Origin of the sequence: Nostoc foliaceum FACHB-393, from assembly GCF_014698505.1 — a bacterium.
GTDB classification, from domain to species: domain Bacteria; phylum Cyanobacteriota; class Cyanobacteriia; order Cyanobacteriales; family Nostocaceae; genus Nostoc; species Nostoc foliaceum_A.
The window spans coordinates 1-23,435 of record NZ_JACJTD010000003.1; the positions used below are offsets into that span (position 1 = coordinate 1).

16 protein-coding genes are annotated in these 23,435 nt (G+C 41.6%); 11 read left to right on the top strand and 5 right to left on the bottom strand.

The genetic code is table 11. From position 1 onward, the window contains the following. Positions 1–212: 212 nt before the first annotated feature. Together H6G92_RS03400 and H6G92_RS03405 are read right to left on the bottom strand one after the other, a co-directional pair. A complete protein-coding gene (locus H6G92_RS03400; RefSeq protein WP_190890784.1) occupies positions 213–1,070 on the bottom strand; it encodes an SDR family NAD(P)-dependent oxidoreductase in 858 nt (285 codons plus the stop codon). 54 nt (positions 1,071–1,124) lie between these two features. Then, entirely contained in the window at positions 1,125–1,355 is a 231-nt protein-coding gene (locus H6G92_RS03405; RefSeq protein ID WP_190890786.1) for a hypothetical protein, read from the bottom strand. A 314-nt stretch (positions 1,356–1,669) separates the two neighbouring features. Here H6G92_RS03405 and tatC point away from each other — a divergent pair, with 314 nt between their 5' ends. Beyond that, positions 1,670–2,464 carry a twin-arginine translocase subunit TatC gene (gene tatC / locus H6G92_RS03410; RefSeq protein WP_190890788.1) on the top strand — a complete coding sequence of 265 codons (795 nt, stop codon included), beginning with the start codon at positions 1,670–1,672 and terminating at the stop codon, positions 2,462–2,464. Positions 2,465–2,513: 49 nt separating this feature from the next. After that, positions 2,514–2,849: a tRNA-binding protein gene (locus H6G92_RS03415; protein ID WP_190890791.1), complete on the top strand. Its 336-nt coding sequence runs from the start codon at positions 2,514–2,516 to the stop codon at positions 2,847–2,849. Between the two features lie 71 nt (positions 2,850–2,920). Here the strand turns inward: H6G92_RS03415 and H6G92_RS03420 are convergent, their stop codons facing one another. Further along, entirely contained in the window at positions 2,921–3,229 is a 309-nt protein-coding gene (locus H6G92_RS03420) for a DUF3067 family protein (RefSeq protein WP_012406962.1), read from the bottom strand. A gap of 229 nt (positions 3,230–3,458) precedes the next feature. Between H6G92_RS03420 and petC the strand changes: the two genes are divergently transcribed. The 7 genes from petC (at position 3,459) to H6G92_RS03455 (ending at position 14,507) form a co-directional block, all read left to right on the top strand. Then, positions 3,459–3,998 carry a cytochrome b6-f complex iron-sulfur subunit gene (gene petC, locus H6G92_RS03425; protein ID WP_190890793.1) on the top strand — a complete coding sequence of 180 codons (540 nt, stop codon included), beginning with the start codon at positions 3,459–3,461 and terminating at the stop codon, positions 3,996–3,998. A gap of 113 nt (positions 3,999–4,111) precedes the next feature. Next, on the top strand, positions 4,112–5,113 hold the full coding sequence (petA, locus tag H6G92_RS03430; RefSeq protein ID WP_190890796.1) for a cytochrome f: 1,002 nt from the start codon (positions 4,112–4,114) through the stop codon (positions 5,111–5,113). Positions 5,114–5,530: 417 nt separating this feature from the next. Next, positions 5,531–7,162, top strand: coding sequence for a mechanosensitive ion channel family protein (locus H6G92_RS03435; RefSeq protein WP_190890798.1), 1,632 nt, complete (start codon positions 5,531–5,533; stop codon positions 7,160–7,162). Positions 7,163–7,421: 259 nt separating this feature from the next. Beyond that, positions 7,422–8,132, top strand: a complete 711-nt coding sequence (locus tag H6G92_RS03440) for a response regulator transcription factor (RefSeq protein ID WP_190890800.1) — start codon at positions 7,422–7,424, stop codon at positions 8,130–8,132. Between the two features lie 27 nt (positions 8,133–8,159). Continuing rightward, the gene (locus H6G92_RS03445; RefSeq protein WP_190890802.1) at positions 8,160–10,049 is read left to right on the top strand and encodes a sensor histidine kinase; all 1,890 of its coding nucleotides are present in this window, start codon (positions 8,160–8,162) and stop codon (positions 10,047–10,049) included. 175 nt (positions 10,050–10,224) lie between these two features. Further along, the gene (locus H6G92_RS03450; RefSeq protein WP_242059039.1) at positions 10,225–10,884 is read left to right on the top strand and encodes a DUF928 domain-containing protein; all 660 of its coding nucleotides are present in this window, start codon (positions 10,225–10,227) and stop codon (positions 10,882–10,884) included. 299 nt (positions 10,885–11,183) lie between these two features. After that, entirely contained in the window at positions 11,184–14,507 is a 3,324-nt protein-coding gene (locus H6G92_RS03455; RefSeq protein WP_199344678.1) for a two-partner secretion domain-containing protein, read from the top strand. A gap of 224 nt (positions 14,508–14,731) precedes the next feature. Here H6G92_RS03455 and H6G92_RS03460 read toward each other — a convergent pair whose 3' ends face one another. After that, on the bottom strand, positions 14,732–17,578 hold the full coding sequence (locus H6G92_RS03460) for a CHAT domain-containing protein (RefSeq protein WP_190890806.1): 2,847 nt from the start codon (positions 17,576–17,578) through the stop codon (positions 14,732–14,734). A gap of 191 nt (positions 17,579–17,769) precedes the next feature. Beyond that, on the bottom strand, positions 17,770–17,898 hold the full coding sequence (locus tag H6G92_RS40165; protein WP_277926719.1) for a hypothetical protein: 129 nt from the start codon (positions 17,896–17,898) through the stop codon (positions 17,770–17,772). 115 nt (positions 17,899–18,013) lie between these two features. Between H6G92_RS40165 and H6G92_RS03465 the strand changes: the two genes are divergently transcribed. Further along, entirely contained in the window at positions 18,014–22,555 is a 4,542-nt protein-coding gene (locus H6G92_RS03465; RefSeq protein ID WP_190890808.1) for a beta strand repeat-containing protein, read from the top strand. 114 nt (positions 22,556–22,669) lie between these two features. Continuing rightward, a complete protein-coding gene (locus tag H6G92_RS03470; RefSeq protein ID WP_242059040.1) occupies positions 22,670–23,362 on the top strand; it encodes a hypothetical protein in 693 nt (230 codons plus the stop codon). Positions 23,363–23,435: the final 73 nt, after the last annotated feature.

The window sequence follows — 23,435 nt, forward strand, 5'->3', positions numbered from 1 at the left end:
GTTTTCTGGCGCTGGCATGTTTCTATCCCGCTTGTGATCTGGGTTTCCGACTCTTGGATTTCCCATCGTTTTTTCCCTTGATGCACCTGTTGACAAGCTTACCTTTTTCTTAAGTTGTCACCAATAGCCTCTGGCTGGGAATGCCCACTGTGAGGAGTAACGCAATGAGGTATATTTCTAGGTAGGAGTTTTCCAAGAAAAGAAGAAGTAATCTACAAACCCATTGAGTATAAAATTATACGGTCGTGCAGCTTATCGGGCAAAATATGCTTCAGGATAGCTCCGATTTTGGCATCTTGTCCAACAAGATAGCGTGTCTTTGGCTGCTTTGCAGTAAGCGCATGGACAACAGCCTGAGCGACAATATCCGCAGAAATTCCCTTAGATGCGATAATCTGCATTTTCTTGCGGACAATATTCATCGCCTGTCCGTAGAGATTGTGTGCCGTTTGGGGTAAATCGTGCTGTGCTATTTCAGATTGACTTAGGGACTTTTCCCAGATTGGGGTAGCGATCGAACCAGGTTCAATAATTGAAACCGAGATTCCCCAAGGTCGTAACTCCATGCGCATTACATCAGTGAGTGCTTCCAAGGCAAATTTTGATGCATTGTAAGCGCCCAGGAATGGCGTAGGACTTCTACCAGCAATGGAACCCATATTGACAATTCGACCCCGACTTTGGCGTAATAGACCAAGAAATGCTTGTGTCACTGCTAATTGTCCAGTGACATTAACCTGCATCTGGTGTTGAAATTCTGCGATCGCTAATAATTCTAAGGGGCCTGGGATAGCAATTCCGGCATTATTCACTAAACCTAAAATTCCAGCCCCGCCGACTGCATTTGTTACCTTATCAACGGCAGATGCGATCGAATCAGCATCAGTAACATCTAAAAAAATCGGAACGAGCCTTTGTGATCCTTTCTGTTTAAGTGTTTGAGCATCAATATCTTGACGCACGCCCGCAAAAACAGAGAAGCCCAACTGGTCTAAAAGCAAAGCACATGCTTGACCAATTCCTGTTGATGCTCCTGTAACCACTACTATACGTTGATTCCCTACTACCATTAACTCTCTCCGTATTATGATGGAATTACTGTAATTACGAATTACGAATTAGTATCAATCTCTGCAAGTACCAGCGCGAAGGCAATCTTCGGTTTGGTCATCTCTAGCCGATATTTGCCACGGAAATTTGTGTGACAGAGTATTTGTTTTGTAAACAATTAGAGCAGTTATTATGGGAAGCTGGTTTTCGACAATTGACACGCCACTACTATAAGTATTGCCTAGTTGAGCATTGTATAAATAAACAGGCAATGCCATCAGTCCAATGCAAATTGTCCGATTCATAAAACCTCAGCTAAAAATTTCCGATTGCGCTATGTATAGATGCCACCTTGATGAACCGGATTTTCAAAACTGAGTATTAGATGTTGATGTTGTGTCAATTTACTCAGCGCTACTAGCCGCAGAGACATGATTTCTAAATTATCGGTTCCACTCTTTTTTTTAGGTTAAGAATTGCCTACAAGATGGCTTACTACTAATTTATGCAAATGCAACCCGAAAAAACAGGACAAAAAACCCACAGCACCCAAAAACATATCTTGCTAGCTCCATTCCCCGGATAAAATAGTTAACAAATGTTGCCTACTAGCTGACTCATGACGCCTTCACAAGACGTAGATACTGTAAACGTTCCCAACATCGACCCCGAAGGATATGGCAACTCAGACACCGATCCTCTTGATGAGTTGCCAGGTGAAGTCGAAATGTCCCTTTTCGACCACCTAGAAGAGTTGCGGCAGCGCATTTTCTATTCGCTGATTGCCGTAGCGGTGGGTATTATTGGTTGTTTCTTTGCCGTTAAGCCGATTGTCCAGCTACTTGAGGTTCCAGCACAAGGAGTAAAATTTCTCCAACTTGCACCCGGAGAATATTTCTTTGTCTCCCTCAAAGTTGCAGCCTACACTGGCTTTGTACTAACTAGTCCTTTTATTCTTTACCAAATTATCCAGTTTGTACTTCCAGGACTGACTCGCCGTGAACGCCGTTTACTGGGGCCTGTGGTTTTGGGTTCGAGTGTGCTGTTTGGGGCGGGGTTGGTATTTGCCTATTTACTCCTTATCCCCGCAGCGTTGAAATTTTTCATTAGCTACGGAGCAGATGTAGTCGAACAACTTTGGTCAATTGATAAGTATTTTGAATTTGTGCTGCTACTGTTATTCAGCACTGGTTTAGCATTTCAAATCCCCATCATCCAACTGTTGCTCGGTAATTTAAACATTGTCTCGTCTGAACAGATGGTTTCTGGTTGGCGTTACGTGATTATGGGAGCAGTGGTTTTAGGAGCCGTCCTTACACCTTCCACTGACCCCTTGACTCAAAGTCTTTTAGCTGGGGCAGTTTTAGGGCTTTATTTCGGTGGTGTTGGACTAGTGAAGCTCACAGGTAAATGATCGTCGCATTTCTCCAATTCAAAATTAAAAAATCTCATCTTGAAACTAAATGAGACAAGTTAGTTATGATGACTTTGAAAAAGTTGAGATTCATGTTGGCAAAGTCATTAAGGTTGAAGAGTTTCCTAAAGCTAAAAAACCAGCTTATAAATTGTGGATAGATTTTGGTGATTTGGGCATTAAAAAATCTAGTGCCCAAATTACTAAACTTTATGAGCAAGAGGAATTAATCAACAGATTAATATTAGCTGTTACTAACTTTCCACCCCGTCAAATATCCGATTTTATCTCGGAAGTTTTAGTATTAGGAGTAGTTTTAGACGGTGGAGAAGTTGTATTAATTCAGCCAGATAGAGATGTAGCGGTGGGCAAAAGAATTCTATAGCATGTTATGGTACTTTTGGAGAAAAAATCTGTAATTACTGAAAAATTTATTCATTTTAATGTCATAGCGGGTCATAAGATCCATTCCGAAGAGCGTTCACCCAAATCTAAAGGAATGCTAACAGCTTTGCCGAGCCGGGGGCGATCGCGTGTTTGGGCAATAAAAGTTTGTACTTGTGTTGACCCACCCAAGGCATGAAGATAATTAGCAATGCTATCAAGATGCTCCTGGTACTCCGCCTCGCTCAAGGGAAAAGAAGCTTGCTCCAAGTATTTCCACATTACTTGCAAAAATATCTTTCCCTGTGCCCGCCGGAACTGGACATCGTAAGAGTATCCCCACTTATCAAGCAACATCTGACGTAATTCCTGTCCTGTCATAGCTTTTCTCAATCAGATTTTACATTTAGTTATGATGTTAAGTTCCGTGACTCCAGTATGATAAGGATATAAAGAAATGTAATGCTAACAGAAAAGATGCTAAACATATCTTGAAACAAAGAAGTATGGCATCGTTGTGAGCGCTAGCATTTCGACTTAGACAAGAGTTCCTCAAGTACAAGTACTTTTGTCAAAATGCTTAACAAAATACACAAAGAGCGCGTAGATTATGGCTCAATTTTCTGAATCAGCAGACGTGCCCGATATGGGGCGTCGTCAGTTCATGAATCTGCTCACTTTTGGGACTGTCACTGGAGTGGCTCTGGGTGCATTGTATCCCGTTGTCAAGTACTTTATTCCACCCGCAGCTGGTGGTGCTGGTGGCGGTACAACGGCAAAAGACGAGCTAGGTAACGATGTTAGCGTCGCTAAATTTCTAGAAAACCGGAATGCAGGCGATCGCAACCTAGTCCAAGGACTAAAGGGAGATCCCACGTATATTGTGGTAGATAGCAAAGAAGCGATCAAAGATTATGGCATTAATGCCATCTGCACCCACTTAGGTTGTGTCGTCCCCTGGAACGTTGCTGAGAACAAATTTAAATGTCCTTGTCATGGTTCCCAGTATGACGAAACTGGTAAGGTTGTTCGCGGCCCAGCACCTCTGTCTTTGGCTTTGGCTCATACCAAAGTAAACGACGACAAAATTGTTTTGACCCCTTGGACTGAAACCGACTTCCGCACCGGTGATGCACCTTGGTGGAGTTAATAATTTTGTCCTTAGTCTTTAGTCATTCGTCCTTTGTTCAGGGCTTAATGACTAATGACTAATGACCAATGACCAATGACTAATGACTAATTCAATCGTTGCCCTTATTAGAGATGAGAAATGTTTTCATAACAGCGAGGTTAACTCGCAGTGCTAGAGCGATTGTAAAAACATTGCTCATAGCGATCGCTACCGTGACATTTTACTTTACCAGCGATCTAGCCCTTCCCCAATCTGCTGCCGCCTATCCATTTTGGGCACAGCAAACCTATCCCGAAACCCCCCGCGAACCAACCGGGCGGATTGTTTGTGCCAACTGTCACCTAGCGGCCAAGCCTACAGAAGTGGAAGTTCCCCAATCGGTACTACCTGACACTGTATTCAAAGCTGTGGTGAAAATCCCCTACGATATCAGCGCCCAGCAAGTTGGTGCCGATGGTTCTAAGGTTGGCTTGAACGTCGGCGCTGTGCTGATGTTACCTGAAGGCTTTAAGATTGCTCCTGAAGACCGGATTTCTGAAGAACTTAAAGAAGAAGTTGGCGACACTCCCTTCCAACCCTACAGCGAAGACAAAGAAAACGTCGTCATCGTCGGCCCCTTACCAGGTGAACAGTATCAGGAAATCGTCTTCCCAGTTCTTTCTCCTAACCCCGCAACCGACAAAAACATCCACTTCGGTAAATATTCAGTTCACGTAGGTGGTAATCGGGGACGCGGACAAGTTTACCCCACTGGCGAAAAGAGCAACAACGCTGTTTACAATGCTTCCGCTACTGGCACAATTACCAAGATTGCCAAAGAAGAAGATGGTGACGGTAATGTGAAATATCTAGTCAACATCCAACCTGAATCTGGTGATGTTGTCGTTGATACGATTCCTTTAGGGCCAGAATTGGTTGTTTCCGAAGGGCAAGCAGTTAAGACTGGTGATGCTTTAACCAGCAACCCGAATGTCGGTGGATTCGGTCAAACAGATGCAGAAATCGTACTGCAAGACGCTTCTAGAGTCAAATGGATGATTGCGTTCATCGCTCTTGTGATGTTGGCTCAAGTTATGCTGGTGCTGAAGAAGAAGCAGGTTGAAAAAGTCCAAGCTGCTGAGATGAATTTCTAAATTCTCTGCTAAATCATTACTTAAGAGACAGGCAACAAGCCTGTCTTTTTTAACTTTATAAGAAAGAATTCAGGAGGCAGAATTGGGCATGAATAAAAGGCGTTTTTGCACCCTCAATAAATGCCGTTTTCACTTCAGTGCGTGCAATCCAGTCTGAACCTCACCTCATATTTGATCTGAATTTTCACATCATGTGGAAAAGCCCACGAAAACCTAACCCCCTTCCCTTCCCTCTCCTACAAGGAGAGGGAAGGGGAAAATTCAAAGTCTCTCTCCTTTTAGGAGAGAGAAATAGAAGTGAGGTTTTCCAGATACTCTGAAAAGTCAAGTATTTAAATCTCATGCAAACAAGAACCGCTATATTTAGTAGTCTGGATTCTGAATTAGCTTGAGTAAAATTATCTGATGAGAATCTTTATGCTTTATTCTCCCCGTTTGCGACTGCCATCAAAATATTTCTATATTATCATTGCAGTACTAACTTTTGTTTTACTTCTCTGGTTAACTCCTGTCTTTGCTCAAACATTAACTAAAGCTCCGGTTATTTTGGATGGGCAAAAGCTTTTTCAAATCAGCAATTCTGGTCAGTATAGCGCTCAAGATCGGGCAAATTTAATCAATTTACAACTAAAAAATGTGATTCAAACTTCTGAATCTATTCAAGTTAAAATTGAAAAGCGCAACCAGCTACCTACTATTTTGCTGAATGACCGCTATCTGTTAACTGTTACAGAACAAGATTCTGTTCCAGGTAGCACAGTTGATGAGCAGGCAACGATGTGGGCGCAGCAACTTGAAGAGGAGTTACAGCAAGCCCACTTAGAACGAACTAGAACGTATCTCCAACAAACAACTTTTGTCGCAGTAGCAATTTTATTCATAACTGCCGGATTTAGTTGGCTATTGGGATGGATTAAGCATCACTTTTTCCGAGTAGCATCACAACGCTTAACTACTACCAACGCCATACCTAATTCTGAACCACTTAAAGTATTAGAATTATTTTTAAAATTAGTCTTAGCAAGTATACGTCTCGGACTTTGGGTAAGTGCTGTTCTTTATATCACTAATCTCTTTCCTTTCACTCGTCAATGGAGCTACCAAATTTCAAATATTCTGATTACTAGTTTCACCTCACCTCTTCTGACATTAGGTAAAAATCCTTATTCTATTACTGAACTAATAATTTTGATTGGTTTGTTGTTCGGCTTAGTTATCTTTGCTGGAACTCTAACCAATTTTTTACGTTCTCGCATTCTATATTTTACTAGAATAAATCGTGGCGCTCAAGAAGCGATTGTAATACTTTTCAAATATGGTGTAATTTTTATTGGCACATTGGTACTGCTACAAATCTGGGGGCTTGACATTAGCTCTTTGACAATTTTAGCAAGTGCTTTAAGCGTTGGAATTGGCTTTGGCTTACAGGATATTGCTAAGAATTTTGGCAGTGGTTTAGTATTAGTATTTGAGCGTCCGATTCAGGTTGGAGATTTTGTGGAAGTTGGGGAATATACAGGTATTGTCGAGCGAATGGGCGCAAGAAGTACCGAGATTCGTACTCTTGACCACGTTTCAATCATTGTACCCAACTCTCGTTTTTTGGAAAAAGAAGTAATCAACTGGAGCCACCGCAACCCGATTTCTCGCCTTCATCTCCCCGTGGGCGTTGCTTATAGTTCAGATCCGAACGCGGTGCAAGCTGCTCTTTTAGAGGTAGCGTCTAAGCATCCCAATGTATTGCAGGTTCCTTCTCCTTTAGTGCTGTTCAAAGAGTTTGGTAACAACACCTTAAATTTTGAGTTATTGGTATGGACTGCGGAACCTAATAAACAATTCTTGCTCAAGAGTGATTTATACTACAAAATTTACGAAGTATTACAACAAAGACAAATTGAAATTCCTTTTGCTCAGTTAGATTTACATATGCGTTCTGGCACCTTGGAATTTACACCAGAAATGCAGTTAGCTTTAATACAAATGATGAAACGATTGTCAAACAATGAACAACGCATAGATCCAATCAATCAAAGTAAAAATCAAACGTAAATTCAGAATTGCCTCGGAATCTATTTGGGAAACTACTATTTTTTGACGATGGCTACGCCCCGCACCCGCAGTACCCTTCCCTATGGCGAACCGGAAGCAAGCTACTAGATTTGCACTTTTCTGCATAGGTCTAAAATTCATCTCCAATTAAAATAGGCAGATACTTCAACTGATAAGCCTCAAAACAAACACCGTAGAGTTAGGGATTTTTCAGTAAAGCTTAAACAAACTTATAATTTAGATGAATTTAGGTGAAAATATGGTAAGGATAAGTTTGAAAGAACATCAAGTTTATGGGTATTTACCAGTGGAAAAAAAGCTGGGTATTCTTGTTGTCGATGACCATCAATTAATTTTGACTGGTACCCTCGATGTCTTAAATCGTGAGTATCCCGAAGCTTCTATCATTAAAGCTCAGACGGGAAAAGATACACTTTCTCACGTTCAATGTTACCAGTTTGACCTGATTATGATGGATTTATCAATTCCCGATCGCCAAGGGGAGACAGCAGAAATTGATACCGGAATTAAGCTGTTACAAACTTTGCTCAAAGAATATCCCCATCAGAATTTCATGGTGCAAACTAGTTATGTCAAGGCCTTGATCCGAATCAAACACGAGATTGATAATCATCAAGGTGGGTTTGCGATCGCAGATAAAGGATTACCCGAAAATGAAATGCTGATGCGGGTTAATTTGGCCCTTCAGGGTGCAACTCACACCAAAGATATTAAAACGGGAATCGAACTCAAACCCGAATGGTTGGATGTGTTGCGGTTAGCTTTTGAAGAGAGTTTGACAGATAAAGCGATCGCTGAAAGAATGTATAAATCAGAACGTGCAGTACGCACTTACTGGACGAAGATTCAGGATGTTTTGGGGGTGTATCCTGAAGACTGTAGGCAAAGTGGTAAGAATATGCGAATCCTCACCGAAATTCGTTCCCGTGAAGAAGGCTTAATTGATTAATCCGCAAAAAATTAATCGGGAAGCTAGATGAAAAGGAGAATCTGGAATCGCATTTGGAAAGAATTCGGGTTATGGTCGCTGGCTGCACGTCCAGGGATCACAGTACTGCTGTTGGTGATGTTGATCCGAATAGCTGGAGGAATGCAATCTTGGGAATGGATGCTTCTCGATACGATGTTACGTCTGCGTCCGGTAGAAAAACCTGATGAACGTGTAGTAATTGTCGGTATCGACGAAAAGGATATTGAATGGGTTAAGCAATATCCAATTCCAGATGAGAAGATTGCAGAGTTACTCACTAAGTTAGAAACTTATAAACCGCTAGCTATTGGGTTGGATATCTTCAAAAATGTTCCTGTAGAACCTGGTGGGGAAAAACTGGCGCAGATATTACGAGCAAATTCTAATATTATCGGTATTGAAAAAATTTTCCCACCCGGAGAAACTTCACCACCCCAGAGCTTGCCAACTGAACGAGTTGGATTTGTTGATTTATTTAATGATGAGGATAGCAAAAATCGACGCTATTTGTTGTATACAAAAAAACGGAATAAGAGTAACAATATCAATGAAGATAAATATTCTTTAGCGCTCCAGTTAGTTACTAAGTATTTAAAGACGCAAAAAATTGAGTTAGAAACGGGAAAAAATGACCCTTATACAATAATGGTTCGTGGGATTGAATTACCCCGAATTACCGAGAATTTTGGTGGATACGTTAAGGTTGATGATGGGGGATTGCCAATTTTAATGAACTTCCGCAACAGTGAGCGACCTTTTAATGTTGTGTCGCTGCGCGATATTCTCAGTCAGAAAGTTGATGCAAAATTGCTGCGTGATCGCATTGTATTAGTTGGCAACCGCAACATGAGTGCAGGTGATATTTTTTATACTTCTGCTTTGCCTAATTTAAAATTAAGCGGTCAAATTTATGGCATTGACTACCACGCTCATGTCATCAGTCAAATTCTTAGTAGTGTAATAGATAGTCGCACGATGTTGCACAGTTGGGGAGAGTTTGGAGAGTACACATGGATATTTCTTTGGGGTTTTTTGCCGATTATTATCGGACGGCTGACCCAATCTGTGTGGAGAAATTTACTTAGTGTAGGTGTAGCAATATTTTGTCTGTTTAGCTGCGGGTATATGATGCTGTGGGTGTGGGGTCTATGGATTCCTGTAGCACCTAGTTTTCTGATATTAGCCGTGAATGGGGTAGGTTTGAGTGCTTTTGCATTTTACCAGCATGATAAATTCTTGCGATCGCAAATTAACGAACGTCAAAGTACGATTCAAAACACTTTTACCGTAATTCATAATGGCCCTTTGCAAACTCTTGCCTATGGATTAAAGCACATGCGTGCTCAAGATATCCCCTACGAACAACTAGTTGGGCAATTTGAAAAGCTGGATCGGGAAATTCGGGAGATTGGCGAATTTCTCAAACTCGAAGCATTAACCACAGAAGAGAGTTTGCGTTTAGGTAGCGGATTAATACTCGAATTGAACCGACCACTTCACGATTTATTATATGAAGTTTATTCCAGTACGTTAGAACGTAAAGATTTTGAACATTTTAAAACAATAAAAGTAAAAATTCGCAATTTTGACCCAATTGATGATAAATACTTAAGTATAGAAGAGAAACGCGGAATATGTCTGTTTTTGGAAGAAGCTTTATGTAACGTTGGTAAACATGCTCAAGGAGTCAAGCGCATTCAAGCATCAGGTGTTTATAGTGCAAGTAAATACAACTTGTGGGTCAAAGATAATGGTTCAGGAATTAAATCAAAGCTAGAAAACAAAGGTACAAAATATTTTAAAATCCTTGCAAAACAATTAGGAGGAGAGTTTCGCCGCGAATCAGTTTCCCCTTGCGGGACTATATGCGAGCTTAGTTGGAAACCCATGAAATAATTTCGGCTTTGAGATTTTTATTGATGATTCGTTTCATGCAAAAGTGCAAAAAGTAAGACTTTTAAAAGTTTTAGATAACTATACAATCAACAACATCATCATGAATCATCAACATTTTGCATTTTGGCGAAATCAGTGCAGACTTACAAGTTTGGTTATGGGAGCGGTTTTTCTCATGACTACAGTCCCAGCATTTGCCCAGTTTAAACCACGTGATCGCAAACCAGCTAGCGGACATTCCCGTGCGGGTGGTTCTCGTGGATGTCCAAGTAACGGCGGTATCCCTGTGACACAGCTTGCACCTCAGACATTTATCGGTAAAACCACTTCCACCCGTCCAATGTTAGCTTGGTATATGTCAAGTTCCCAAAATGTGCGATTCCGATTGGCTGAATTTGATTCAACCAACACCCCTAAACAAATTGGCACAGTTAAAGAAATACCCACAAGAGTCGGGATTAACAAGCTAGAACTTCCCCTCGATTACCCCGAACTCACAGTGGGTAAAACATATTTATGGCAAATTGCAATTGACTGCGGAAACGACCCGATTGTTAGACGTGCAGAATTTACCGTCATCCCTCCTCAATCACTTGCTAAAAAACAATTTACTAGCATTCCTGAAAGCGTAAATTATTATGCTGAAAATGATTTGTGGTATGAAGCACTCGAAGAAGCGTTGAAAGCAACCGATAATGGTAAACTGGGGCAAACGGGGGCGACTTTAGTTAAAGAACTTGCACAGTTTGAAATGCTGACGGGTAACAACGTAGATAAAAAAAATATTCAGCAAAGAATCGAATACCTCCAGAAAATTGCCAGCGAAAGAATATAGCAGTTTTCATTTCGATGTAACTCATTTTAACCTCTGTGCTAAAAGGCTACGGTGTACACACAAGTCTAATAACCTAGCCCTACAACGTTTTGATCCCCCCTAACCCCCCTTTTTTAAGGGGGGAATAGATTCAAAGTCCTCCTTTTTAAGGAGGATTTAGGAGGATCTACAACGATTTTGGTTTTGTACAGAGATGTGTGTACACCGTAGCCTCGTAGGAGAGGGTTAGGGAGAGGTAGGGAAGGGGCTGGGGGTTAGGTCTGTATTAAAAGAACCGCTATAGAAATAATAGGCAGAATATGGTGAAAATTTGGCGGTTTGCTGTCACGGGATGGCTGGGATGCATGGGAGCAATTACAGTTTCTATTCATCCTGCTTTTGCTCAGTTAACTCCCGATAACAGCTTGGGAAGTGAGCGATCGCAAGTCATTCCTTTTAATCAAAATAATGACATTATCGATGGCGGTGCGGCTCGTGGTACTAACCTATTCCACAGTTTTCAAGATTTTAACGTTGGTGTTGACCGAGGCGTTTATTTTGCCAATCCAGAAGGAATAACAAATATCTTTTCTCGCGTTACTGGCGGTAACTCATCGAATATTTTCGGGAATTTGGGGGTATTAGGTGATGCAAATTTGACTTTGCTCAATCCTAATGGCATTTTGTTTGGTCAAAATGCCCAGTTAGATATCCAGGGATCGTTTCTGGGGACGACAGCAAATAGTTTAGTCTTTCCTAATGGAGTAGAATTTAGCGCCACAAATCCCCAAGCACCACCTTTGTTGGCTATCAATGTACCAGTTGGCTTGCAGTTTGGTTCGCAACCTGGAAGTATTACTAGTCAAGCAGTTCGTAGGTTAAGTGTTGGTATTGGTAGCGCTCTAGCATTTATGGGCGGTGAAATCAACTTGGATGGTAGTTTTCTGTTTACTCAAAATGGACAAGTGAAATTGACAGCAGTCAGTGGAGATACAACCGTTGGGTTGAATGTTAATGGCTCCTCATTGGGTTTTAATTTACCAGAAAATGTCGGACGCGCACCCATCAACTTAACGAATGGTAGCTTCATCGTTGCGAGTGGTAATAGTGCAATTGAACTATTTGGGGGGGAGATTGGGTTAAACGATGTGTTTATTTACGGTAACAATGGCGGCTCAATTGTTGTTGATGCGACTCAATTGAATTTAGACAATGACTCTAGCATTGTGAGCGCTACTTCTGGTGCAACGAAGGGTGGTGATATTCAAATTCAAGCCAGCGATGCAGTAACTCTCGCTAGCAGCAGTTTTATTTCTTCCAACAACTATGCTACGGGTGCGGGTGGTAATATTACTGTCAATGCCGGGAAAATCACAATTACCGGAGATGGAACAGAAAATAGCAGTGCTATCTTGACAGTTAGCAATGATAAAGGTACTGGGGGAAATCATACTTTCAATGCTACGGAGTCGGTTAACATCAATGGTGGCTTTATCCAGGTTTACAATAACGGTGCAGGTAATGGAGGAAACTTGACTATCCGAGCTACAGATGCCGTCAATATCACTGATAACGGCTCTTTAGGGCTATTCGGCCGTGGCTCTGGTTCAACAGGAAATATACAAATTGAAACGGGCACTTTGCGAGTTCAAAATAATTTCTTAGGGGGGGGAGTAACAGCACTTGCATCTAATGGGGGAAGTGTCGGTTCTATTTCCATCCAGGCTCGGAATGCGGTTGAAGTGACTCAAAGTAATATATATACACTTATTTTTCCTCCACTCGGAAGTACAACTCAAGCAACAGCAGGGGATATCACCATTGAAACCCAGCGACTCAATCTCAAAGATGGGAGTGATATCAGAACGAATACTTATAGCAGCGCAAATGCGGCTAACATTTTGATTAAAGCTAGTGAATATGTAAGAATTAGCGGCAACAGCTATATATCAAGCAATACTTATACTGGCTCAGGAAATGGTGGCAATGTAACGATAGAAACGCCTCAACTCTCCCTAACTCAAGGAGGACATATAAACACCTCATCTACTAGGAGCAGTGGTAATGCCGGGAATATTACCATCCGCGCCAAAGATGTAGAATTGGATGGGTTTGTTTTCGTACCTAAAGAACAGTTTTTGGCTGGACTAAATCAAGCTGCTGCGGAAGAATTTTTGTCTGATCCTCTAATACAAGAAATTCTGTCTCGGTTCGGGGGTATTTCTGATATGAGTGACATAACCTCGGATGCGAGTGGAAGTAATGCCGATGTGCGGGGTGGCACGATAACTATTGATACAGAACGGCTGCGGTTGAGTAATGGTGGAAACATATCAACCTCAGTGTTAGCGGGACGAGGACAAGGGGGTAATTTGGTGGTTCGTGCCACTGATTCTATTAATATTACTGGGGTTGGTGGAGAACGACTAGATGGTTCATTTGCACCATCAGGTTTATTTGCCGACGTGCAAACGGGAGGAATTGGTTCTGGGGGCAGTATTGACGTGACAACAGAACGCTTAAACCTCAGCAATGGCGGGGCAATTTCTGCCGGCACATTCAATCAAGGTAATGCGGGAAATATTGGGATTAATGCCGAGCAAATTGATTTACGTCGAAGTAGTGTTATCATCACTCAGGTTGACGATAAAGCTAAAGGCAATGCAGGCAATATCCGCATCCAAACTCAACTATTAAATGTCCAAGAAGAATCGGGGATATCATCAGCAACTTTCGGAAATGGAAATGCGGGTAATTTAACTGTACAAGCTGATAACATTAGCCTGATTGGTTCAAACGGTGGGTTATTCACTGGTATAACATCATCAGTTTACGAAGAGGCTAATGGTAAAGGTGGTGATATAGATATTACTGCCAATAATCTTGATATACGTGATGATGCTCAAATTATCTCTGGCAGCCTCGGCACGGGTGACGCTGGAAATATTAAAATTAATGCTAATGTTCTGAAAATTACTGGTAAACTCAGTGCGATCGCTTCTTCAACGAACGCAGGTAATGGTGGTGACATCAACCTCAATATCACTGATTTATTCCTGTTGCGCAATGGCGCTTTCATTTCAACTACCGCAGGTAGGGCACAAGCCGGCGGTGATGGCGGGAACATTGATATTAACTCTAAATTTATCGTTGCCATCCCTGAAGAAAACTCCGACATTAGGGCTAACGCATACACTGGTTCTGGTGGAAGAGTTCAAATAAATTCGCAAGGTATCTTCGGTATTGAGTCGCGTCCACAGCCAACCGAAAAAAGCGATATTACTGCAAGTTCCGAATTAGGCGTTTCAGGTATAACCGATATTAACGCACCCGATACCACTTCCATTCAAAACAGCTTTACTGGAGCATTTCCAAACGTCATTGATACTAATGCACTCATCGCCAATAGTTGCGTTTCACGCAGTTCCAAGCAAGAGGGTACATTCTTCATTACTGGTTCTGGCGCTTTACGTAATAGTCCGGGAAATGGATTAATTTCAATCTATTCCACTGGTGAGGTGCGTAATGTTGAACCAATTTCGCGGACTTGGAAAAAAGGCGATGCAATAGTTGAACCACAAGGTCTTTATCGACTTGCTGATGGACGCTTGGTACTCAGTCGAGAATGTCAGAATAATTCGTAATTCGTAATTTTTTGCTGGGGTGTACACACAAACCGATTTATTTTATATAGCAATACGCTTGGGATAAGGGTTATTGGCGTAGATTATTGGTCTTTCAAGACGCGATAAATCGCGTCTCTACATCTTGATTTTGGGCTTTTTGAAGTTTGAAATAACCTATCTTCGTTCCAAATTTCTCCGCCTTGAAAGGGGTAGCCCTATTAATTACGAACTACGAATTAGCATCAAAGCCAATTACCGATCGCAATCATTGGTGCCCAATACGCAGGATTGCCATAGCGGGGATTTATACCTTCAGCTTGCGGTAATTTATTAGCATGAATCATTCTAATTTGAGCTTGTTGCAATGCTTCTGCAATACTCATGCCTGCGTTGTGGTAGTTGGTGTAAAATGTTTTGACTAGTTCGGATGTTGATTCATCTGTGACACTCCACAAAGATGCGATCGCACTTTTAACCCCAACTTGCAATGCAACTCCAGCTAATCCTAGTGTGGCACGGTCGTCGCCAACTGCGGTTTCACATGCAGTCAAGGTGAGTAGTTCGACGCTATCTGATTTGCTGTTGAGGTTTCGCAGTGAGTTTTCTAATTGGCTGATGGTAAGTTTTTGGTTTTTGCCTGTGACAATAAAGGTGTCTTCAGGAATGATCCCAAATTGAGCATGGCTAGCTATGTGAACAATGGGATATGTGCTTTTGTCAAGTGTTTGCTGAAAACTTTCGGGGAAAAAGTCTTTATCGATGAGGGGGGTATGATTGGGGAATATACTTTGAACTGCACTAACTTCATCGGGAACAGCAAAAAGTTGATCAAAAGTCTTCCCGTCGATTGTGGCTTTTTCCGTTAAACCCAAAATTAACGCCTTTTGTGTACTGCCATCGCGTGCTTTGGGTGTGGTAAGTCGTAAACTGGGGGTTGTAGCAACTGCGTAGGTTTCAACTAAATATTTCTGTTGTTGATTGTCATAAAGTGCTGCCATTGGAACGCTACGCAAAAACCCATCCTGAATAAATACCAGGGTTTTAACTTTCTCCGGTTTGATATCCGATAGCATTGGGCGAATTATCCAATCATAAAGCTGTGCCGCAGTTGTTGTATCGTAGCTAAATTCTTCTTTGCCTTTAATTAATCCTGTGCGAAACTCGGCAATTTTTTTCTGTAGCTTGTCACTGCTAACTATTTTGTTTGTACCTTCTTGATTGGGGTCTTCAATCCACTTAAATTTAGTTGCCTGATTGGGTAACTGCAATAATATTCCGGTTTTGTCTTTTAAAATTATGGAACTCAAAAACCCAGTATTCTGAAACGCTACACTATTATCCTTAAGGAGTTCGCCCACCGATTTGGGATTCAAGGCACTTAAAATGCAATCATTACCAAAATAATTCTGTAATTCTGCTAATTTCAAAGCATCGATGGTTTTAACTACTGCCGATAATTCATTGGCGCGTCGTTCATCGGCAATTGCCCCAACTCCTAGCAAATCAAGCCGCGACTGTGCCAATGTCCGGTACAATGGTCGCACAACATCGCGGAAGTCAAACTGTACATCGCGTTCGGCGGTCAAAATATCGCTGCGGATATCTTCCAGGGTATCAAATGCTCGTTGATAAGATGCGATCGCTTCTTCTTTTCGCTTCTCTTTATCTAAAATGCGTCCGGCTTGCCACTCCCACAAATACAAGCTATCTTTTGCACTCAACTTGTTGTCTGCTGCAACGATCGCAGCTTGGGTATATTTTAATGCTTTTTCATTCTTTAATGCTTTTTCATTATCTGGGCTACATTCCCAGAAATGACCCAAAGCACCATTAGAATAAGAAATTAGGCGATAATCTTGTAATTTTTTACTTGTTAATACTGAGTTTTCGAGTAACTTTAATGCTTCGTTATTAGATAAAACTGGCTGATTTGCACAGTCGGTAAAGGGCGAAGTTCCTTTAGCATCGGGCTGCAAGTATGCTAAATCAATTGCCCCATAGACTTTTGTTGCTGAATCGGGCAAAACTTCGAGAACTTTTAAAGCATTGTTAACGGTTGTGTTAAACTCCTCATCATTAATCAATTTGCTCTTATTTGTCTGGGAACCCAACTGAATTAAATTTAATAATCCCCGCATCTCTGCTAAAGGTTGTTTTTCATTGCGGGCGAACTTTATACTATCCTGAAAATATTGATAAGCTTTGTCGTAGTCTTCTACAGATTGTTTACTAAATTCTTGTTCTTTACTAAAAATACCAGTCTTATTGGCAGAATCAGCTTGTAACTCTCGCAATTGACCGCGACTTTTGTAAGCATTGCCCAAACTATTAAATACCAAAAATTTATATTCTGGTGCAACTTGTTGTGCTGCATCTAAATACTGAATTGCTTGGTCGTAACTTCCGATTAAGCGATATGCTTCACCGAGAATACCCAAAGCCGCAACCTGACCGCGTTTATCGTTATATTTGGTGGCGATTTGTGCAGCACTTTCTGGAGTGCATTTTATTTCCTGACTTGGTTGATTTTCGTAGCTTTTCGGCTTCTCTACTAGTTGACCACACAACAGTGCGATCGCTTTGCGGGGTTGTCCCAAATTGCTGTAAACTTGGGCAAGTTCTGACTTCATGCGTCCCACTTGCTGGATATTTTCCACCCTCCCATAGTCACGAATTGCTGCTGATAGGGATGTAATTGCTGCTTTATTTTCTCCTACTTGTTGGTAAGCACGCGCCAAATTCTCATTTATAACCGCCGCAACTGACGGATTATTATTATCTTGATTTAGTGCCTCTTGCCAATTTTTTATCGCATTAAAGAAATTTCCGGCATTATAGTCTTTAATACCTTGCTCAACTAGTGCAGTGACATTTGGAGTTTGTGCAGATACGACTTGTCCAAATGCAAGACATGTTAGTAATGTTGCCAAAAATAATACTTGAATAAATCTGTGATGTCGGTTTGGTTTTTGGCGTTGCTGAGTAGAGAAATAAATTAGCCTCTTGCAGAGGTTTCCGACCTTAAGCAAGATTTGCATCCAGCAACGCGCAGAGAGTAATGTTTTGAGATATTTATGTTTGGTTTTCATATTTATAGACATAGAAAAAATAGGTATTTAGCTTTTATTGTTTAAATTACCAGAAATCGGCAGAAAAAACTGAAGTTTTCAAAAGTGTGCAGTTTTCTGCAATTTATCTCAAACAGCAATCAGACCGACACTGTAGCCAATACAGTTCAGATAAGACCAAAACACTTGTAGAGACGGCGATTTATCGCGTCTCAAAAAACTAGCATCACAACAAAACCCAACAATATCAAGCCTTTATTGAGCCGAGCGATCGCAAAATCCAAGCTACTATTGCTATTAATTCGTTCAGCAAATTGAATATTGTGGAATGTATATAACAAAGCCCTCTGCTGATATTATTAAATGATGTTGTAAACTCGACTCCTTATAACAGAAAAAATATTCATATCAGCAATATTGTGGATTGTCTTTGAATTTCTCCAAGGTAAACTACTTATGAATCAAGCACATCATCCCCAAAAAGCTAGTATTAAAAGTATTATTTCTTTATGCCTAATAACTGCATTCAGCTTTTCCTCGTCAGTCCAGGCACAAATCACACCCGATAACACCCTGGGTACAGAAGCTTCTCAACTCGATCCAAATGTGTTAGTTAATGGCGCACTGGGCGATAAAATTGACGGTGGTGCAACACGTGGTGGCAATCTTTTTCATAGTTTCAGCGAGTTTAATATCGAAAATGGGCAACGGGTATATTTTGCCAACCCAACTGGAGTAGAAAATATATTAACGCGGGTAACAGGTGGGAATGCATCGAATATTTTCGGGACTTTGGGAGTTGATGGTGCAGCAAATTTGTTTTTGATTAATCCCAATGGGATTTTGTTTGGAGAGAATGCACAGTTAGATGTGCAAGGAAGTTTTGTCGGGACAACAGCCAATGGAGTGCAGTTTGGAAATCAGGGAAATTTTAGTGCAACCAATCCCCAAGCACCACCCTTATTAACCATCAATCCTTCAGCGTTGCTGTTTAACCAACTAAATCAGGGGGGAATCACCAATCAATCTCAAGCACCAGCAGGTATTAATCCCTCTGGTCAAAATGTCACAGGCTTAAGAGTAGCAGATGGTCAGAACTTATTGCTGGTTGGTGGAAATATTAACCTTGATGGTGGAGCAATTCGGGCTTACGGTGGGAATATTGAATTGGCAGCTTTAGCTGCACCAGGAACAGTTGGACTGAATATTACAGATAACAATTCGGCTAATTTAGTGATACCCGATGATGTGGAACGTGCAGATGTCTCTTTGAGCAATAGCGCAGAAGTCAACGTCCGGGGTGCAGATGGCGGTAACATCAAGATTCATGCGCGAAATGTGAATTTGACAGGGCAAAGCAAACTCAGAGCAGGGATAGATATAGGTTTGGGAACGCCAAACAGTCAAGGTGGAGATGTTGTAATTAATGCTACAGGAACAACAACTCTAACTGAACTGAGCTTTATTGCTAATGTGATAGAAGAAAGAGCTTTTGGTAAATCTGGTGATATTAACATCACTACGGGGTCACTAAACTTAGTCAATAACAGTACATTAAACGCTAGCACTTATGGTCAAGGTAATGCTGGTAGTGTTTTAATCCAAGCAAAGGATGGCGTTTCACTTACAGGTGGTGCTGATATTAAAAATTCTGTTGAACAAGGCGCTGTGGGTAATGGCGGTAGCATTGAAATTCAAACTGGTTCCCTCTCGCTAACAGAAGCTTCGGAAATCAATACCACAATTTTCGGACAAGGTAACGGAGGTAATATTGCTATCAACGCCCGCGAAACAATTTCTCTAGATGGGTTTGGTAACGTTAGTAATATATTTAGCCGCATAACTAGTTCTGTCAACCCTTCAGGTGTAGGTAATGGGGGAGACATTCAGTTAACAACTGGGTCACTTGCAGTTACTAATAGGGCTTTTATCACTAGCGGCACCTTGGGCAAAGGAGATGCAGGCAACATCATAATTGATGCCCGCGACATTATCAGCTTTGATAGAGATGCTTTTGCTGACAGTAATGTTTCTCCTAGAGCAGTTGGCAATGCTGGAGACATTCAAATTACAACGGGGTCACTTGCATTTACTAATGGCGCTTTTATCGATAGCGGTACTTATGGGCAGGGAAATGCAGGTAATATCACTATTAATGCCCGCGATACAGTTACTTTTGATGGTGTCGGGAGAGATGGCTATTATAGCAGCGCCAATAGTATAGCTTTCTCTAACACGATGCCTACGGCGGGCTACGCCTACGCTAAAGGTGGCGATATCCGCATCAACGCTAGAGCGTTATTTTTAACCAATGGTGGTCAACTTAATGTGTTTAGTGCTGGGCAAGGTAACGCTGGCAGTATCTTTCTTGATACAAGTGATACAGTGATTGTTGATGGTATCGGTAGTAACGGACTTTCCAGTGGTGTAAATTCCTTCGCAACAGAAAGCGGTAATGGCGGGGAAATTCAGGTAAACACTGGAACGCTGTCATTGACAAATGGGGGCAATTTATTCTCTTCTGCGCTGAGAAATGCAGGAAATATCACTATCAATGCCCGTGATGCTGTTATTTTGGATGGTGTAGCTGAGAATGAAATTCCCAGTGGTGTTATTAGTTATCTGAATAGCGGAGGTATCGGCAAGGGAGGAGATATCCAGATAACAACCAACTCTTTAACGGCACGCAATGGCGGAGTAATCGTTTCTAGCACTTTTGCTAAAGGGAATGCAGGCAACATCACTATTAATGCTCGTGATACTGTCACCTTAGATGGGGTTGGTAGTAATGGACTCTTTAGTGGTGTGATAACTAATGTCCCAAATCAAGGTGAGGGTAATGGTGGCAATATTGACATCAATGCTACTTCACTTTCACTTACGAATGGTGCTACACTTGCCACCTCAACTTCTGGACGGGGAGATGCAGGTAATGTCAATCTTCAGGTGACAGGTGCTGTTGATATTGCTGGGGAGAAAAACGGTTTTGCCAGTGGAATTCGCAGTTCTGTTAACACTAGAGCAGTAGGTAATGGAGGTAACATTACTATTGATTCTGGTTCTTTCTCATTACAAGATGGCGCTGAACTTACTGCCTCAACTTCTGGACGGGGAGATGCAGGTAATGTCAATCTTCAGGTGACAGGTGCTGTTGATATTGCTGGGGAGAAAAACGGTTTTATGGCTGGAATTCGCAGTTCGGTTAACACTAGGGCAGTAGGTAATGCAGGTAACATTACTATCGATTCTGATTCTTTCTTATTACGAGATGGCGCTGAACTTACTACCTCAACTTTTGGGCAGGGGAATGCAGGAAATGTAACAGTGCGCGCATCAGATTTTGTTTCCCTTACAGGTGGGAACATCTTCAGCACGGTAGAAGTGGGAGGTGTAGGTCAGGGTGGCAACATTGACATCAATGCTACTTCACTCTCACTCACTGATGGCTCTCAACTACAAACCATCACTCGTAGAGCATCTGCTACCCAAGCAGCAGGACAAGGAGATGCAGGTAATGTCAATATTAACGTAACTGGTGCTATTGATATTTCTGGGAAAAAAAACGGTTTTACTAGTGGAATTCGCAGTTTTGTGGACACAGGAACAGTAGGTAATGGAGGTAACATTTTCATCGATTCTGGTTCTTTCTCAGTACGAGATGGCGCTGAACTTACTACCTCAACTTTTGGGCAGGGGAATGCAGGAAATGTAACAGTGCGCGCATCAGATTTTGTTTCCCTTACAGGTGGGAACATCTTCAGCACGGTAGAAGTGGGAGGTGTAGGTCAGGGTGGCAACATTGACATCAATGCTACTTCACTCTCACTCACTGATGGCTCTCAACTTATTACCCCAACTTATGGACAGGGAAATGCGGGAAATATTCGCGTCAATGCAAAAGATGCCGTAACCGTTTCTGGAACTAGTCAAGAAAACGGAGTTTCTACTGCTTTATTTACATTTACTAATTCCACTTCCACAGGCAAAGGCGGCAATATCACCGTAAACACTAATATCTTTCGTGTATCCGAGGGCGCTTTACTAGATGCACGCACCAGAAATAATCAAAATGGTGGCGATGTTACGGTAAATGCAAATGTCTTTGAAGCACTCAACGGCGGTCAACTCACCACCACTACCTCAAGCAATGGACGTGCAGGTAAAATTACTGTCAACGCTGACGATAAGCTAATAATTAGCGGTATTGACTCTAATTACAATGACAGAAGTACTAAATTTCCTGGTGGCAGAGTAGCAAATATCGGTGCTAACAGTGGCTTATTTGTCAGTTCCACAGGTTCAGGAATCACAGGCGATATAGAAATCAACTCACCTGAAATTACCTTAAACAACCAAGGCAAACTCAACGCCGAATCTGCATCTGGTAACGGTGGTAACATCAATGTCAACAGCGATTTACTTTTACTTCGTCGTGGCGCTCAAATCTCTACCAACGCAGGGACAGAAAAACTAGGCGGCGATGGCGGTGACATCAATATCAACTCCAAATTTATCGTTGCAATTCCCGACGAAAACAGCGATATCAGTGCTAACGCCTTTACGGGAACAGGTGGAAACGTCGAAATTAACTCCCAAGGTATCTTTGGTATTGAGTCGCAGACAAAACCAACTGAAAAAAGTGATATTACAGCCAGTTCGGAACAAGGCGTTTCAGGTGTAATCAACATTAACGCACCCGACACCAGTTCCATTCAAAACAGCTTCACCGAATTACCTCCAGTCATCGACACCAACGCACTTATTGCCAATAGCTGCATTTCACGCGGTATCAAGCGACAAGAAAACTCTTTTACCATTACAGGTTCTGGTGCAATAACCACTAATCGTCCTGGGGTTTTGGTTTCTACCTACACAACTGGTGAGGTTAGAGGTGTGGAAACGACATCCCGTCCTTGGAAAAAAGGCGACCCGATTATTGAACCACAAGGATTGTATCGATTACCCAATGGGCAATTAATCTTGAGTCGAAGTTGTTAAACAGAAATATTGCATATATGGGAAAATCTGGCTTTGCAGTTTTGTGTAAATTGGGACGCACCATTATGCGATCGCACCATACAATTCATGCAACTATATATGCATAAATGGTGAATGCATTACCTAGTCATCTCCCTTAATCTGAGTATTAAAGAAACGGTTGATGTATCGCAAAACAGCAAAAATCATCAATTTATCACCGTTGCTGATGAAATTATCGTTATTTTTTTAACTCAGATTCAGAGGTTGATTATGTTTTATAAACTAGTTCGCAACACAGTTTTAGCAACATCTTTGGCATTCCCGAATTTCAAGCAAACCACTTCGATGGCAATTTTAGTCGCTGGAATTGGATTGTTTGGTATCAAGTCAGTAGATGCGAGACAGGCTTTAGTACAAACACCAGATGTTTCTCAATCTTCATCTTATGCGATCGCGCAACTGGTTGATGCCAATTCTCCGATTTACGGAACTTGGAAGCTAAGATATAGCATTGATGGAATCGTCCATCAAAGCGTCCTGGTGATGACGGGGTATTCTGGAGTGATGAGAACTAGTTATTTTGACTCTAGGATAAATCAGAAGCAGGTTGTAGACCAGGAAATTAGCCTCAAATCTTCTTCTCAAGGATTAGTTTTATTGGGCTATAACCCAGTTTATCCTGGAACTTCCAGAAGACACCCTACTTATGCTGCTGATAACTTTCTGTTTTCTGTTGAGCCTGATGGTTCAGTAATAGCGTATACTTGCGATGATCTACGACAATGTTCAACTGTAGATGTGGAAAGGATAGTGTCCCAATCTTAAATAAACATAGCGTAAACTATCTGTCTTTCAAGTTCCCTGGTGATTAGCGAACTGAGAAGTCAGCGCTTGCGCT

What these genes read in the sequence shown, in the direction of transcription:
- H6G92_RS03400 (WP_190890784.1), bottom strand. Translation starts at nt 1,070, where the DNA reads ATGGTAGTAGGGAATCAACGTATAGTAGTGGTTACAGGAGCATCAACA.
- H6G92_RS03405 (WP_190890786.1), bottom strand. Translation starts at nt 1,355, where the DNA reads ATGAATCGGACAATTTGCATTGGACTGATGGCATTGCCTGTTTATTTA.
- tatC (WP_190890788.1), top strand. Translation starts at nt 1,670, where the DNA reads ATGACGCCTTCACAAGACGTAGATACTGTAAACGTTCCCAACATCGAC.
- H6G92_RS03415 (WP_190890791.1), top strand. Translation starts at nt 2,514, where the DNA reads ATGAGACAAGTTAGTTATGATGACTTTGAAAAAGTTGAGATTCATGTT.
- H6G92_RS03420 (WP_012406962.1), bottom strand. Translation starts at nt 3,229, where the DNA reads ATGACAGGACAGGAATTACGTCAGATGTTGCTTGATAAGTGGGGATAC.
- petC (WP_190890793.1), top strand. Translation starts at nt 3,459, where the DNA reads ATGGCTCAATTTTCTGAATCAGCAGACGTGCCCGATATGGGGCGTCGT.
- petA (WP_190890796.1), top strand. Translation starts at nt 4,112, where the DNA reads ATGAGAAATGTTTTCATAACAGCGAGGTTAACTCGCAGTGCTAGAGCG.
- H6G92_RS03435 (WP_190890798.1), top strand. Translation starts at nt 5,531, where the DNA reads ATGCTTTATTCTCCCCGTTTGCGACTGCCATCAAAATATTTCTATATT.
- H6G92_RS03440 (WP_190890800.1), top strand. Translation starts at nt 7,422, where the DNA reads ATGGTAAGGATAAGTTTGAAAGAACATCAAGTTTATGGGTATTTACCA.
- H6G92_RS03445 (WP_190890802.1), top strand. Translation starts at nt 8,160, where the DNA reads ATGAAAAGGAGAATCTGGAATCGCATTTGGAAAGAATTCGGGTTATGG.
- H6G92_RS03450 (WP_242059039.1), top strand. Translation starts at nt 10,225, where the DNA reads ATGACTACAGTCCCAGCATTTGCCCAGTTTAAACCACGTGATCGCAAA.
- H6G92_RS03455 (WP_199344678.1), top strand. Translation starts at nt 11,184, where the DNA reads ATGGTGAAAATTTGGCGGTTTGCTGTCACGGGATGGCTGGGATGCATG.
- H6G92_RS03460 (WP_190890806.1), bottom strand. Translation starts at nt 17,578, where the DNA reads ATGAAAACCAAACATAAATATCTCAAAACATTACTCTCTGCGCGTTGC.
- H6G92_RS03465 (WP_190890808.1), top strand. Translation starts at nt 18,014, where the DNA reads ATGAATCAAGCACATCATCCCCAAAAAGCTAGTATTAAAAGTATTATT.
- H6G92_RS03470 (WP_242059040.1), top strand. Translation starts at nt 22,670, where the DNA reads ATGCATTACCTAGTCATCTCCCTTAATCTGAGTATTAAAGAAACGGTT.